Annotated in this window: 14 protein-coding genes; 2 read left to right on the top strand and 12 right to left on the bottom strand. The window is 60.2% G+C overall.

Translation table 11 applies throughout. The features are described from left to right. Positions 1-664 precede the first annotated feature (664 nt). Positions 665-820 carry a hypothetical protein gene (locus tag BMX67_RS19690; protein ID WP_175479967.1) on the top strand — a complete coding sequence of 52 codons (156 nt, stop codon included), beginning with the start codon at positions 665-667 and terminating at the stop codon, positions 818-820. A 156-nt stretch (positions 821-976) separates the two neighbouring features. Here the strand turns inward: BMX67_RS19690 and BMX67_RS19810 are convergent, their stop codons facing one another. The 3 genes from BMX67_RS19810 to BMX67_RS17605 form a co-directional block, all read right to left on the bottom strand. Then, positions 977-1,189 (bottom strand): hypothetical protein, encoded by a 213-nt coding sequence (locus BMX67_RS19810; protein WP_139206570.1) that lies wholly within the window; start codon positions 1,187-1,189, stop codon positions 977-979. Positions 1,190-1,286: 97 nt separating this feature from the next. Then, positions 1,287-1,646, bottom strand: a complete 360-nt coding sequence (locus BMX67_RS17610; protein WP_090737759.1) for a hypothetical protein — start codon at positions 1,644-1,646, stop codon at positions 1,287-1,289. Beyond that, a complete protein-coding gene (locus tag BMX67_RS17605; protein WP_090737756.1) occupies positions 1,646-2,197 on the bottom strand; it encodes a lysozyme in 552 nt (183 codons plus the stop codon). Before BMX67_RS17605 ends, BMX67_RS17610 begins: the two co-directional genes overlap by 1 nt. A gap of 23 nt (positions 2,198-2,220) precedes the next feature. Here BMX67_RS17605 and BMX67_RS20075 point away from each other — a divergent pair, with 23 nt between their 5' ends. Beyond that, positions 2,221-2,796, top strand: a complete 576-nt coding sequence (locus BMX67_RS20075; protein ID WP_090737754.1) for an HNH endonuclease — start codon at positions 2,221-2,223, stop codon at positions 2,794-2,796. A 223-nt stretch (positions 2,797-3,019) separates the two neighbouring features. Here the strand turns inward: BMX67_RS20075 and BMX67_RS17595 are convergent, their stop codons facing one another. The 9 genes from BMX67_RS17595 to BMX67_RS17550 all read right to left on the bottom strand — a co-directional run bounded on the left by BMX67_RS17595 (position 3,020) and on the right by BMX67_RS17550 (position 15,161). Further along, on the bottom strand, positions 3,020-3,313 hold the full coding sequence (locus BMX67_RS17595; RefSeq protein WP_090737752.1) for a hypothetical protein: 294 nt from the start codon (positions 3,311-3,313) through the stop codon (positions 3,020-3,022). Beyond that, the gene (locus tag BMX67_RS17590) at positions 3,303-3,674 is read right to left on the bottom strand and encodes a hypothetical protein (RefSeq protein ID WP_139206569.1); all 372 of its coding nucleotides are present in this window, start codon (positions 3,672-3,674) and stop codon (positions 3,303-3,305) included. Before BMX67_RS17590 ends, BMX67_RS17595 begins: the two co-directional genes overlap by 11 nt. A 47-nt stretch (positions 3,675-3,721) precedes the next feature. Next, positions 3,722-4,183, bottom strand: a complete 462-nt coding sequence (locus BMX67_RS17585) for a hypothetical protein (protein WP_090737748.1) — start codon at positions 4,181-4,183, stop codon at positions 3,722-3,724. Then, on the bottom strand, positions 4,183-4,488 hold the full coding sequence (locus BMX67_RS17580; RefSeq protein ID WP_090737746.1) for a hypothetical protein: 306 nt from the start codon (positions 4,486-4,488) through the stop codon (positions 4,183-4,185). Before BMX67_RS17580 ends, BMX67_RS17585 begins: the two co-directional genes overlap by 1 nt. A gap of 265 nt (positions 4,489-4,753) precedes the next feature. After that, complete coding sequence (locus BMX67_RS17570) at positions 4,754-7,570, bottom strand: hypothetical protein (RefSeq protein WP_090737742.1); 2,817 nt, start codon at positions 7,568-7,570, stop codon at positions 4,754-4,756. Beyond that, the gene (locus BMX67_RS17565; protein WP_090737740.1) at positions 7,567-9,966 is read right to left on the bottom strand and encodes a hypothetical protein; all 2,400 of its coding nucleotides are present in this window, start codon (positions 9,964-9,966) and stop codon (positions 7,567-7,569) included. Before BMX67_RS17565 ends, BMX67_RS17570 begins: the two co-directional genes overlap by 4 nt. Position 9,967: 1 nt before the next feature. Further along, positions 9,968-10,402, bottom strand: coding sequence for a phage upper tail fiber protein (locus tag BMX67_RS17560; protein ID WP_090737738.1), 435 nt, complete (start codon positions 10,400-10,402; stop codon positions 9,968-9,970). A 57-nt stretch (positions 10,403-10,459) separates the two neighbouring features. Next, the gene (locus BMX67_RS17555) at positions 10,460-11,095 is read right to left on the bottom strand and encodes a hypothetical protein (RefSeq protein ID WP_090737736.1); all 636 of its coding nucleotides are present in this window, start codon (positions 11,093-11,095) and stop codon (positions 10,460-10,462) included. Beyond that, positions 11,082-15,161, bottom strand: coding sequence for a phage tail protein (locus BMX67_RS17550; RefSeq protein WP_090737734.1), 4,080 nt, complete (start codon positions 15,159-15,161; stop codon positions 11,082-11,084). Before BMX67_RS17550 ends, BMX67_RS17555 begins: the two co-directional genes overlap by 14 nt. Positions 15,162-15,163: the final 2 nt, after the last annotated feature.

The raw sequence follows: 15,163 nt of genomic DNA, 5'->3' as shown, positions 1-15,163 counted from the left end.
CCGCTGAGAGTTTCCTCGGCTTCATGGACATAACATCCATCCGCCTCTGGCTGCGCCTTTTGTCAACATGACCTAGACGCCGCAAGCGAGGGAGAGATGAACTTGGTGGGCGGTGAGGGATTCGAACCCCCGACATCTTCGGTGTAAACGAAGGTCGCGACACGCAGAGGGCGCAAATACCTGCAAACGCACGGTTAATATGCAGCGCCTTTACGGATGTTCGCAGTCGGTTTCGGTCCGTGCAGGTCCCTTGAACCTTAGCGCACTTCTTTTACGCGGGCTGCGTCCCGTTCCGTTCAACACACTAAACAGATAGCCCGGAGGCTGACATGAAAGATAGAATTTATCCCCTGCGGCAGATGCCCGTTGATATATGCCCCAAAGGGGTTCCGGTGCTCGTCTCTGGCGGTATTGCTATGCTCAAGACGGGCGGGGTGTGGGTCACTGGTATGAGCGACCGACCGTTTACCCGTGAACTGAATTGGACGCCCGAATGGTGGGCCAACATTCCTCAAGGGAATGACCCATTGCCCGAGTAGCCTGAAGGGATGGAAGTCCTGCCGGGCCTACCATAGCACTACCGCGACATTGTTTTTCAACAGCTTTTCGGCGTTTTGACCCACGGCAAAAATCGCGTGGTCCACAATGCCGATAGGAGACGATGATGATTGACCGCGCCGTGAATACCATCGCAGAAATGTTCGCCGGATTTCTCGCGGGGCTTCTTGTGATCTGCCTCGCCGTTCTCGCGCTAAACGCGCTGTTTGTTCTGGGTCAGCTTTCCGGGGCTGCCCTTCGCTTCATAGGAGTATACCCATGACCCGCCCCACCGACGCCGAGGTGCGCGAGATGACTACAGTTAGGGCGCTTGAGATTGTTCTTAGTCGGCTCAAGATGGACGACGAAACCGCCCGGATAATGAAGTATCATCTCAACAGTGAGCGCCGCGCCGCCCTCGCCCGTTATCGCGGGGGCGTCACCTCCCCATCGGATCCCGGCTCCTGATCACCCGCGCCCCATGCTGCAGCGTCAGTTCGCAGTCCCGCGCCTCATCCTGGACGGTCGGCCACGCGGCATTCATCGCACGCAGGCCGCCCGCAGCCAAGGTGTAAGGCTCACCTTTGGGCGGATGCGCCCAGATGATGAACAGCGCCGTATCGTGCGGGAATATCGGGTTATGGATTCGCATCGCTCGATAAGAACGAATGCAGAACAAATGCGCAAGCGGTTAACGCATCACTTCGGCCTGATGATCCGCGCCCAATACGGCCACACCCGCCGCGCCTTCACTTCGCCCCCGCCTTGCGCAGAGCCTCGGACAGCGCGTCAGCCTCCTGCACGGCGTCCTTGGCCTGCCTCGGCGTCCAGATCGCCCGCGTCTTGCCCGTGACCCGCTCGATGCCAGCCCACGCCAGCGCACCCAGCGACAGGATCGCATAGACCGTTTCCGCCGTCACGTCGATTGGCAGCGGGAACGGCAGCCCGATCATCAGCGCGGTCGTGGCGAGAAACCCGACAACGGCCAGCACGAACGACCGATTGGTGAAAGCCAGGGACCATCGCTTATCCGGCCCTGCAAGCGCGTTGGCCTGCTGGATCAGGGCGTTCAGGTCGCGAAGGGTTTTGAAGATATACAGCGGGTTCATCATTTCAGCCCCAGATATGCGGCGACCAGCGCCACGATTGCAGCGATAACGCCCCCGGCAAGGGCGGGCGAATTGGTGGCGGGCGCGGTGATCGTGCGCGACACGGGCTTGTTGAACAGCGTTTGTTCGGCTTTGCGGCGACGGGTCAGCCCCGCCAGCACCTTGCCGCCCGCCTTGTTCCATCGCGGGAACTCAGCAGCCGCCCCGGCATAATCGCCCGCGTTCAGCTTGCGCAGAAGGGTGGACGATCCGAGATTGCCCGCGCCCAGATTGTAGGTGAAGCTGACCAGCGCGGCGTGCTGGTTTTCGTTCAGCGGCACCTTGACCAGTCGGGCCACGTCCGCCTCATATCGGCCCAGATCACGGCGCAGGATTTCGTCGGCTTCAGATTGCGAAAACCGCTTGTTCTTTGTGGCGGCGTGCTTTGGATCGCCTGCGGCGTCAGTATGGCCGTAACAGCACGTCCAAACGCCCACGGGATCTTGATACCAAAAGGGCACAAGACCCTCAAACTCCTTGATCAGCGCAAGGCCATTTTCGTTGATTCTCATGTGTTTTTGCTCCACAAGTGTGTATGGGTTGCAATTGTGAGGTTGAATTGGAAAATTGGCTGCCAGTGGAGGGCAGAGAGGATCTGCTAGAGGTTTCAAACGAAGGAAGGGTGAGGACACTGCCTTCGGTCCGCCAAGGGACGAGGAATGGAAAGCCCAACCCGCAGCGGCGCGCGGGAAAGGTCTTGTCACCTTATGTTGCTGCCACAGGGTATCTGACTGTTGCGCCTAAATACGGGACGACCAGAAAGAAGCTTCTTGTCCACAGGCTGGTAGCGAAGGCATTCGTTCCCGGATGCTTCGAGGGCGCTTCGGTGAACCACATCGACGGAGACAAGATGAACAACAATTCGTCAAATCTCGAATGGGTCACTCTGGCTGAGAATACCGCCCACCAATGGGCGACGGGTCTAATCAATATACGTGGTGAGCGGCACCCGTCATCAAAGCTGAGCAATGAGGATGTGGATGTCATCCGAAGGCGGCTGGCGGAAGGGTCAACACAGGTCGAGCTGGCAAGAGAATACGGGGTAAGCGGATCCTTGATATGGAACATTTCCCACCGTAAGAAGCGCTCGCATTACACCGGGCCGCTTTAGGATCCGCTCGCTTCCCGGCGGCGCTCTCATTTCCGCAGCATCGCCCCCAGCAGCCAGATAGCGTGCATCCGCAGCGTATGATCCGGCTCGTCAAAGTAGCGATCCGCCCAACGCTGAAACGCGGCCCGTGCGCGGCATTCGGGAGCGCAGTGGATCACGCTACAAAGTGGTCGATAACGGCCCGTGACACACAGCCCGAGGATGCAGGATGCGTGCCAGTGGATCATTTCTTGCGCTCCATGATCGACCACAGGTCAAAGCGGTGTTCCAGCTTGTCATGGTCCCGACGCAATTCGACAAACTCCGCACGCAACCGCTCAATCTCGCGGGCTTTTGCTTCGGAATTGGCCCGCATTCCGTTGATCTGGCCCATCAGTTCCGGGAAAGGATCGTGCGATTTCTTGCGCTCGCGGTTCAGCATCGGCACCAGCACGGGCACCAGGATCACGGCAAGGATCAGGATCGTCCCATAAACCGGGCCGAAATCCCCGAAGGCTTGGATTTCCTCAGCACCCATCACGGCCCCTCCAACGCCGCCCCGCATCGATGATGTTCAGCCGCAGAAAGCGAACGCAGGGCCACACAAAGCATGGCAGCGTCCACGACCAGATCACGACGCCAGACGGGGCAGAGAATGACGAATAGGTCAGCAGCAGGAAAAGCACGGTCAGGATCACATAGCCCGCGATCCGCAAGACTGGCGACCATCGCCATCGCCCGTTGATGTGACAGCCATACAGCACCATCAGGGACGCGCCGAGAAAGCCAGCCGCCCATGCCTCGGCCTCGACGTTCTGCGCCATGTGACCATAGACTGACGGCCCCAGCGGGTCGGGCGTGATCGCCATGCCCAGCCAGAACAGCGCCGATGCGGCCATGATCCGAATTGCGAAATCCCATTGCAATGGGCGGTGCTGCATCGGGATCATAGCGCGGCCTCAATCGTGAAACTGTCGGTCATGCTGACGGTGCGGCGCAGAAACAGCGATTGCAGGCCGTCCGGGTTAAGTTCCCATGTGACGGTCATGACGTAATCGCCCGGCGTCAGTTCGTAGCATCGGGGATCGGTCCATGCCAGCCATTCCAGCGTGACAGGCTGCGGCTTGCGGCTGCGGTCGTCGTAATCCTCGCGCTGCAACGGCGATGCGCAGACCCATTCCAGCCCATCGCCAGACGCGCGGCGGATCTTGACGCGCCAGTCTGCCGTGAAAGGCCGGATGATCTCGCGGTCATAGTCCACGATGATCGGCTGACCGTATACGCCGTCATGCACGTCAAGCCTGTCAACGCGGAACCAGAAGCCCGAAGGCACCGCGAAGTTAACCGCCGCGAACAGCAGCAGCGCGATTGGCACCCACAGGCCCAGCTTTTCGTCGGTATACAGCATCAGCGCCGCCTCCCTGTGCCAACAAGGGCGATGACGGCCAATGCCGCGACCGCCAGCGGGCCTTTCGCCACAGCGCCGAGCATGACAGCCGACCAGTCAAGCACGCTGTCCCAAGGCAGGAAAACGCCGCTAATGCCCGCCTGCATTGTCTCGAAGCCCGCGTATCCGATTGCGATGACCACAAGCGGCAGGCCGATCATGCGCAGGCACGCGCCAATGCCGAAATGGGCGACCAGAACAGCCGCCCATGTGTAAGCATCCCGCTGCGCCTCTGGCGTCAGCAGGTCGCGGATGATTTGCGTCATGGATGATCCTTGATTTTTACAGAATCCGAATCACATATTGTAAAGTCATATGGAGGTAGTGATGCGGTTGCTGAGTTTGTTTTCTCGCCTTTTCCCCCGCCAATCCGACATTAAATGGGATTACCTTGGCGAAGGGGGCTTGATGCACGGCGAATATAAGATCGCCTCCGACCGACACGACGGCGTAGTTCAGGTGTTGAAAAGCGGCGAATGGAAAGGGGATTTCCCCAGCCATATCGCCGCTAAATCATGGTGTGAGAAAGACTTACGCCTTTGTGTAGGCCAGACGCCCGCCCGTGACGGAGACGCCAGACGGCAAGGTTGCGCCGTTATCGGTGACGGTGATGCCGGTTCCGGTTAGGTAGTGCGTCCCGCTCGGCCAACGGCTCGTGTCCATGACCTCGACAACCGAACCAGAAGCCAACGTCACTGTCGGCGTACAGGTCGGATCTGGATCGTCGCCGTTGCGCTTGAACCGGCGAAGCTGGGGAAGTGCCGCCGATTTGATTGCCGCGATTTCGAGATAGTAGTCATCAGTCGTGCGCAGGCCGGGGTTTGCAGCGGTTCCGGTGTCAGGGTCGTATTCATATCCATCCCTGACTTTTTCAATGGAGCGGTAGATGAACCTATCCCCTACGACGGGGTTGCCGGTGATATTGTAGAGCGTCGAATAGGTCGGCCCAATTCGGCGCATCTGGCCTGCCTCGTAGGTCGCGCCGCTGATGCTCCCTGTGCCGATTGTCTGGTCATAGAAGAAGTGCCCCCGATAGAGATCATCTTCATCATCGCCGCCCTTGATATCGACCTTTAGGCCGGGGCGGAATGCCAAAGTTCCGTTTACCGTCAGCGTTGGCGAACCTGCGCCATCCCAGCCGGACCAGCAATCTTCGCCCTGAACCTCAAGGCGATCCGTGACGGTGAAATCTGGGCCTAGCAGAACCTCGCAGAGGCCATACGCGGTGACGCTGCCAGACGTGGACCCGGTGAAGGCCAGCCGCCCGCCGCGCACGAGGGCGTTGATATTGCCGCCGCCGACGTGAAGCTGACCGCAGATCGCGACCTCGACCGGGCCGTTGATGTTGTCCGTGGTCAGGTGGCCGCTCGTGACTTGCAGACGCTCAGTCATTCCGGTGATGTTGGTAACATGGGCCTTGATCGTGCCGAATTTTACGTATTGCCCATCCAGATCGACGCTATCGCGATACTCTACCCCCGGCAGGTCCGTCGTGGTCCAGTTCAGGCGGTTGTCCCAGCGGAAGCCTTCGCCCCGGTCATCGGGGCGGAAGGTGACGGACGCAGATGCCGAGCGAGGCGCTGCATAGACCCCGAAACCCTGCTTAAAATACCGATTCACGTCCTGCGCGATGGCCTGGGTGTCACGGCCAAGGCAATAAAGTGAAAACTCGCGGATGGTCGGAGGGTTCAGGCCCAACTCGTCGCGGGCGTAATTCTGGATCGTGGTCTGATCCAGAACAGCCGTGTCTTTGCCTTCGATGTTGCGGTTATTGACGCCCCAACGATATTCGATGGTGTCGTCGTAGTAGTGTTCCGGTTCTCCGGGATAAAGAACCCCGTAGTTCTTTTCAGGCTTTGCCGCGATATCAGCCGGGTCGTTCGGGTCCGACAGGTGGCAAATGATGTTGCCGACGCGCGATATTTGCTTCCCCTCAAATCGAAAGCCCCAATTGTACGCGCCAATTTTTGCCGCAACTCTCTTATAGGCCGATGAAGTCGCGAGGTTATCAAGGTGCAGGCTGTATTGCCCGATGAACCCCCGCCCCTTGTAGTCGCTGCCAAGATCTGTGCACGGGATGTTGTTATCTATGTATAGATTGTCATGCACGAAACCGCCGCAGCGATACATCCCGCCGAAGGACGAATTTTCGGTCAGAATATTATATCGCGCGGTCAGGTGGCGGTCGTTGTCCGCAATATAAAAGCCGTGGCTATACTGAGAAGGCGGCTGCGGTCCTTCGAGGCTCATGTCATAGCGGTATCCGTCAGCCCATCCGCTATGGTAAACCGTGTTTCCGTGAAGCAACAGCCCCATTGCTTCGGCAGAATAAACGCCGCCGCCACGGTTGTTGGAGGCGTCCCACGTTGTCGTGTTGTTCGGGTCCTGATTGACATGCGCCGTCCGCCACGGGAAAGCTAGATCAGTGTCCTTGAGCGTGCAAAGGTAATTGCGTGTCATTTCCTGATCGCCGCCGTCGGGACCGTGCCATTCACAGTTTTCCACAGCAACCATTCGGCCGTCGCGCATGATTGACCCGTGGCTGTGCAGGTCACGAGCGATCAGGTATTGCGGCCCCCGCGATCTGAACGCGATTGCCCGACGGAAATGCGGCTTTGGACCCGTGCCCCATGCGCCGTGGAGAATAGGATGGATCGAACTTTCACCAAGAATATTCAAGCTTTGCGCGAGCGATGTTCCGTCCTGCCCCGCGATGCCTTCGTATTCATACCCGCGTTCATAAAGCCACCAATCCGACCGGCCAAGCGGGGTTGCGATAAAGTGCGGTTGCAGAACCCAATAAAGCTTGTAGGCAAGTTCAGTCGCAAACGACAAGCGGATCGGCTTTGCCTCGGATGCGTATTCCAGATGGGTCAGCATCCATTCTTCGGTGACGGTCGACTCCGACACGCCTGCATCAGCCGCAACTTGAGCCTTGGTCATCGCGGCGGATGACTCGGACACATAAAACTTGCGGTGACGTCGCCCCGGCTCGATGATGAAACGCCCCTGTTCGTCGGTTTCCAGCCAGTAGTGATCGCCGTTGCCCCAGCCGTCGCGCTGCTGTTGCGGGCGCACATCCACCACGCCAACACGACCGCCCGGAATGTCAAACGTCAGGTTTCCGGGACGTTCCTCGGCGGATAGATCCAGCGTCGTCTTACCGTCAGATCGTGGACGCTTGATGCCAGCCGAGAGGTTGGACACATCGACGGACAGGGTCTTAATCCGCCCGCCAATAGCTGGGTAGGCGCGGTGTGCAACCCCCCAGCGTTCGACCTTGGCAGTCTCGCCGCCCTTGCTGATGGTTACATCAGTGCCGGTTTTGAAGTTCGGTTTAATTCTCATGATAGTTCCTCGACACCAAAGTCCATAAGCCCGCGACCGGGAACGACATTGCGCTGATATACCCCCGGCCCGCCCGTCAGGTTGTTCGGGATTTCACCGCTGATCCGCTGAACGCCGTCGAGATAGAACCGCGCTTGATTGCCCTCGACCTCGATGGCAATTTCCATTTCTTGAGGCGTGGTCAGGTCAATGGCGTAAGTTCCGATGGTGGCTATTCCTCCCACCGATGAAAGCGATTTCAGCGACCAACGATTTGAACCAAAAGCATAACCATAGACAGCGTAAACGCCGGACTGCATGGCCTCGACACGCGCAGCGATACCAATACCCTCGGCTACCGTTGACCCGTCGTGGCTGTATCTCGCAACGACGCGATAATCGTTTCCAATAGGGTCGTTTCTTTTAGCCATTCTGTCGCTGCCAGCGCCATTGGCACGCAACATGTTGTTGGTGATCGTAACGTTTTGACCTTGCGGGTCCCAGTCAAAGCCGCTTTCCCCCGTGTAGGTACTCAAAGTCGTTCCATCCGGGGCTGTGAACGTGTCACGCAGCGCACCGGGAACGCTTACGCTGATGGCATTGGAATCCTCAAAGCGCGGGCCGTTTCCATCCGTCGCCGTTTCGCGATAAGTCACGTCCGTTCCCTGATCTGCTGCTTGCAGCGTGTAGGTCAGACCCGTTGCCCCGTTGATCGGCGCGCCGTCGCGATGCCACTGGCCGACAACATTGATCGGCGTGGCGTTGGCGTCATAGACCCACAGCCCTTCCAGATCGACGGTCAGCGTCTCGCCGGAAAGTGGGTTCCCCGAAACGACAGGCGCGACGACATTGACCGGGCCCGTCGCGAAATCGGCATTGGTCACGGTGTAGGTGCCAGCGTATTCAGCCGGATCGGTGACGGTGAAGTTCGTTTCCGTCCCGTCGTCGCTATTGATAACCACGGTCGCGTCAGGATCATATTCCAGTTCCGTTCCCGCGTCCGCCGTGACCGTCCAGTTGATGACCAGATCCGCCGTCAGTTCGCCGTCATCCGCCGTCAGGGTTCCGCTCACGCTTTCCGCAGTTGTCGGGGTGCCGCTGAACACAGCGCCCGTGCGGGTGACGCCCTGCGGCAGCGTGCCGACGAAGGTATAGGTCAAGTTGTCGCCATCGGGATCGGTGAAGGCGGCATTCAGGTTATACGCCTCTCCCACGATCAGCGACTGCGCACCGACGGTCGGCGCAACGGGTGCGCGGTTGGCAACAGCGGCGATGGTGATGGTGTTGGACGTGCCGACCGCGCTGCCGACAGCGTTGTCCCACGTCACCTGCGCCGAGATATCGCCCGGTCGGCCCGTGGTGTCGAACGTCAGGCCCGTGTCGCCTTGCAGAACGGCATCGATATACCACGCCACATCATAGGACGGCTCGGGATCACCCGTGGCCGCACCAACGTCCAGCGTAACGATAGCGCCCGCGTCGGACCCGTCAGCCGTGATGCTGGGCTGCTGCGTGATCGCCGGGGCGGTGCCGACCGTCAGCGTGAAGGTGGCAGTCGCGTCCGGGTTCACGCCGTTCGATGCGGTCCAGACGGCTTCGTAATTGCCCGCCGCTGCGCCCTCGATGGTGTTCGCCGTCAGTTCGCCCGTCACGTCGCTGCCGCCGCGCGTCAGGCTGGTCAGCGTCACGGTTGGCGCGGGGTTGCCGGATGCCGTCGGCGGGGTCAGGATCAGATCGCCGTCAACGAAGGTCAGCGAACCGCCGGACAGCGTGGGGGCGACTTGCGCGGCTGCAACGGTCACGTCGAACGTGTCTGCGACTTCCTGGCCGGTGCTGTTGCGGGCCGTCACGGTGTAAGTTCCAGTCCGTTCTGCTGCCCCGCTCACGGTCATGTTCGTGCCGCTGATGCTGACGCCCTGCCCCGTCGGGGCAAGCTGATACGTCGCTGCGTTAGCGAAATGCGCGGTCAGGTCGATAACCGCATTCGGATCGCCAACCGTCAGCGACACGTCCGACAGCGGGGCCGTCAGCGTCGGCGCAACCGCGTTCACGGTAAGGTCGAACGTCACAGTCGCCGTGCCGCCCGCGTTGGTCGCGCTGGCCGTCAGCGTGGTCTGTGCCATCGTCGCCGTGGGGTTGATCGTGACCGTCGCGCCGCTGATGCTGATGCCCGTGGGCTTCGGCGTGATATCATACGACATGCCGCCGCTGAACTTGGTCGTCAGGTCGATGGTCACAGCCGCAGCGCCCTGCGTGTAGACGCGATCCGCGATGGTGCCGATCACCTGCGGGGCTTCGACGGCCTGCCCGGTCAGCAGGGACACGCCTAGATCATTCACAACGTCGCAGGCAGTAGGGATGCCGTTCGCGTCGGTGATGTAGACCGCGACGACGTTGGCTTTGAAGTATTCCCTCATCTTACACCCCTTTCAAGATGTAGGCCGTCGTCGGGGATTTGGTCGCCAGCGCGTCATATTCGGCCTGCGTCAGCACGACGGCGGTGTAGCCTTTCAGCGCACCTGCCAGCTTGGTTTCGAGCGCCACGTCCTCAATGGTTTTCGGGGTGTCGCTGTGCTTGACGTAGATTTCCGCTAGATCGACCGTTGACCCATCGCCAAAGGTGAACTTCATCTTGTATTTGCTGTCGCCGTTCATGCCCTTGTCGTTCGGCCACAGCGTGACGCTGAAATCCCCGTCGGCCTCGATGACCGCACCATTGACGGTGTTTTTGGCGATGATCTCACCGGCCTCGTAGTCCGATTTGGTCAGCGTAAATGTGATGCCGGTGATGGCCGCATCAAGGTTGCCGGGGGTTTTCACCGACCCCGTGATGGTGGTTTGCGAAATGGGCATAGGGTTCTCCATGCGAAAAAGCCCCGCTGGCGGGGGTCGGGTGAATTTGGGGTGTGGTTAGGGGGCTAGTTGCGCCGCCAAGGCGATCAGGGCGGCGTCAATCTCGGTCGGGGTCGTCGCAGCGTGAACAACCGCCTCGGCACCAAAGCACGCTGCATCAATGGCACCAGCGGCCTGACGCCACAGAGCATTCAAGTTCAGAAACACCTGCGCGACCTCCTCGGCGGTCGTGGCCGTCACGCCGACCTCCGACATGATCAGCGGGTATTCCGCAGGGTCCGGTGACGGGTCCGTCAGATAGACCCCGGCTTCCTCGTATTTCGCCGTGTACAGCATGTCCTGACCCGGCAGGTCGGTGATGTAGGCCAGCCGTGCCTGCCCCCTCATTCGGGTGATCTTGGCGATGGCTGCGGCTTTCGCAGACGCAAGTTCAGCATCCAGATCGGCCTGCGTGCGCGGATCGACCCACTGGCTTCCGTCCCATACCGCCCATTCACCGGGGCGCGGGGGATAATCCACAAATTCCGTGCCGCTCCAATAATGGGTGTCGTCGGATATCTGCCCCGGTTCCAGCACCAGGAATTCCCCCGGTGCGGCCTGCGCACCCAAGGCAGCAGGGTCGCATTGCCCGATACGACGGACCACGCCGTTTGCATCGACAACCGCATATTTTGTCGGGTTATTTGTGGGCATTCAGAACCCTCATAAATCTGCGCCGGAAAACGCGATCCTGGTTATAGGTCCGCGCCCGAAGGTGATATGTCACCGCACCGGTGATGTTCGCCTTGTCGATCACAAGGCCGGGGTTGATGATGATGAGCTTTGGACCGGGGATTGCGCGGAAATAAATTTCAGTCCAAACGCCGCTTTGAACTCGGTAAATCGACAGATCGAAGTCGCCGCCATCATCCCAATCAAGATCCACCTCTATGCTCTGCGGCCCGGTCCTTCCCGGTGTGTAACTCAGCGTCTGGATCGTTTCCCAATTGGTGCCGTGGGCAACCCGGATGCCCCCTGAGGAATAAGAGTATTCCTCTGTCGTGACGGCCCCGTCCGCAAGTTTCAGCCTATCCACGGCAAGGTTCTTGATATGGGCCGTGACGATTTCACCGTTGCCCACGCTGATATTCGCAGAATCTAGAGTGACGAATTGGCCGTTAAGCGCCCTCATCGTCTCAGCGGTAATCAGCGGCGCAGTTATCCCTCCCGGCGTTATCAGAACGGACCCTTCACGCTTGGCGCGGACCACGCTATCGCCAAACCTCGCGTTTCCGGTAGATGCGTCCCTGTCGATGTTTAGCTCTACCTGCCCCATTTGGCAGTTGCTGGGCGTCGTAATAACCGTCGTAAACTTCTTGTTGCCGGTGATAATGGCGGCTGCATGAATCGGGGTTGTCGTTATGCGGTCGCCGTTCTCGTCGATGAAAACAAAGCGATACCAGAAATTGCAGTTCGCGCTGCCTGTAACGACACGAAACTCAACGTGGTATTCCGTATTCCCTTCTGTTGAGAAGCGGCGCGAAGTGACCCAGCCTTGCCAGCCAGATCCGGTTGCCTTGCTGTGGTCGTAAAAGATGGACCCGATGCTGTTGAGGCTGGGGCCAGAGTTGGCGCGTAGGTAAGGACCAAACGGCAGGCCCCAAGCTTCCTCGCTCTGGAATTGGTTGTCAGGCACAAGGTTGTCGGGGTCATAGATGACCAGCTTATCAGCGCCGACCGTGCCGCTCAGAAGGATTTCATCTGCGTCAATCTTGGCAACGGAAACGGACCCCGCCGATCCATCAGCCGCGATCAGGTCCAGCAGAGACACCGATCCCCCCGCCTGCGCCTTGATCAGGTAGCCCGCGCTGGCGTTTCCTTCCAGATCGGCAATCGCGCTTCCTTGGCTGGTGATCGTGGCGCTAGTCCCGCCTGCGTTTACGTTCAACTGCGTCAGCAGCGTGCCAAGCGCGGTGCCCGACAGGTTGTTGACCTTAAGCCCTTTGATATCGGTGATGCCCGTGGTCAGGGTCGCATCAGCCGCCGCCGACGATGCCGCCAGCGTATTGATCGCCGCCACACGGGCGCTTTCCTCGTCAACGATGGCCTGCGCATTGGCCGCGATGCTGGCTTCCAGACTTGCCGCAGCCGAGTAATCCTCAAGCCGCACGCGCCAGAAACGGGCCGTGCCGCCAGTCAGCAGGACAGCCGGTGCCCATTCGTCCGTATCAACGCCGACCGTGAATTGCAGATCGACCTGCTGCCATCCGCCTGTGATCGGGTCAGACTGCGCCAGAACGGTTTGCCCGCCGGGGCCATTGCCCTGCGTCGATCCGATCACCGCGACCCGCGCCGTCTCGCCCGCGTCAACGCTGATCCAGCCGCGCAACCGGAACACGGTCCCGTTGATGCTGGCCCCGCTGTAATATGGCGGTTCATACGCGCCCGGTGCGGCAATCTGGATGCTGGTCCCGGTCTGGCCGGGCGGAACCGATGCAGACGTTGCCGGGGCGGTCGCGCCCGTCATGCCAGCCCATTGCCCGATGCCGCTATCGCCGTCCGTCGTGCGGATGTAGCTGGTATTACTCACCGACAGTTCCAGCAGGTCCATGCGCTGCTGAATGCCCTGATCGGCAGCGTCCAGATCCATCAGTGACCCGACAAAGCCCGACACAAGCGCATCGTGGTCATCACGGACCGCCTGCGCCTTCGCATCGACCGCGATCAGATCCTGACGGGCCTGCGCGGCGTCAGCCATCGCATCCTCGATATCTTCGCGGAGGCCGTTCTCGAAATCGTCCCAGCTAAACTTGACGTCGAAGGTGGTCACGTCCAGCCATGCCGACCACAGCGACTTGGGCAGGATGCCGGAGATCAGACGGGCGCGGACCTGATAAGCCGTGTCGGGCAGGACGTTCTGCAAATGCCACCGATATGGTGGTGAATAATTGCGCGGCACGTCGATGGTGATATCCTTGCCGACCACGCGGGCTTGGATCTGGATATTCGTGACGCCGGCTTCGTCGCCGTCGCAGGATACACGGATAGCGGCGCGGCGGCTGTAATTCGCTTCATCCTCGATGATGACCGGGATCGCCGTGAAGCCGTCGATATCCTGCGCGGGGGGCAGGACGTTCTTCGGGACGGTGATGGTCACGCTGGATTCAAACGACGACGACCAGTCATAGTCCGCCGGGTTCACCTCGCGCAGCGTCACCAGCATGTTCATGCCGGGGGTTTTCGCCACGCTCTCGACCAGGAATTTCTTGTTCTCGTAGCCGTTGCGCGTGCTCGACCATGCGATCACGTCAACGCCAGGCTCTAGCCCATAGGCCTCGGGCGGCAGATAGAACTGGTGCCGACGCATCCGGCGATAGTCCCGCATCTGCGCACGGTTCAGGCGCTGGACCTGACGCCAATAGGGCACAGCTGCGTAGCTGATCGAAGCGGGCAGATACCGGCCCCCATCATCGGCAGTCGCTTCCGCGTCGATGTATTGCGGAGCGTCCTTGGTCGCCCATTTCTCGGCGGGCGCCGGATCGTTCGCGCTGATCGCGTTGAACGTCTCGGCAACCGGATAGAACGGCTGGAACGACTGACCTTCCGTGACGATTACATCATCATCGGTGATCGACAACGCCACGCCTGCGGGCAGGCCGACGACAGGCTTGATCCGCCCGCCGACCTCGGCAAAGCGCATGTTCGCCCCGCGCCGGATCTCGTCCAGAACATCAAGCGGCAGCATGTCGCAGCGCACTTCCATGCCGACGCGGTAACGAGGTTCGGTCCCGCCGCCGTTCAGGTTCACGGTGTCGTCGCACTCGTTTGCAGCTGCGATCCACTCGGCAGACGGCAGACGCCATGCCGAAATGTTCTTGCCGCCGAACACCCATTCATTGCCGTAATAGATGCCGCGAATGATGTTATAGGCGATGACTGCCGGGTTCTCGGTCGGCTGCCAAGTGTTGGGGTCGTTCCACCGATGGGCACCGCTGCCGCCGTTGGTGCTGTCCTTGCGGATATCATAAAGCGGCAGGGGGCGCGGCTCGAACGCGAAATTCGGGTAGCTGGTCAGCGTGTCGCTGTCATACTGAACCGTGATGACGACATAGCTTTTGCCCGTGCCGATGTGATCCGCCCCCCACGGATAATCCGGGTCGCCGTCGCCAATCTCGACCAGCAGCGGGTCGGCGCTTGTCTGCGTGCCGTTGTAGATCTTCACCCAGATGCGCGGATCTGTGGTGTCGGCATCGTCTCGGTAGTTGTTCAGCGGCGTGCCGATATCGATATAGCCCGCAGGGATGCTGCTGGCGTCATGCTCAACGATATCCTTGACGCCGAACGGGTTCAGCGGCGCAACCGTCCCGCGACGGCCCGTGACGAAATCGGCAGCCTCGTCGTTGACCCACATGCCGTCCAGCCCTTGCGGCAAGCTGGAATACTCGATCACCTGCGTGATGAACCGCGTGTTTTTGCCCCACGACTTGACGTATTTACGCTGCCCGCCCGTGGCATATCTTCCCACGCAGAAGGACAGCGGCAGGTCATCGCCGGATTTCAGCGAAACTTCCGCCTCGACCTTCGGACGGTCAGGCTTCGGCGCAAGCGCCGCGCTCAGGATCGACAGGCCCGTGCCGACCACAAGGTTCGCCACAAAGCCCGCAATGGTCGCGCCCAGAACAGGCGTCAGGAACGAAGCAACCGCAGCGACGGCAGGCGCAGCATGTGCAGCATCAGCCGCCAGCGCGAACGCCGCAGCGAAGATCAACAATTTCAGCAAGG

It is taken from the genome of Paracoccus homiensis (assembly GCF_900111675.1).
GTDB classification, from domain to species: Bacteria; Pseudomonadota; Alphaproteobacteria; order Rhodobacterales; family Rhodobacteraceae; genus Paracoccus; species Paracoccus homiensis.
This window is presented reverse-complemented; position numbering and strand designations above follow the sequence as displayed.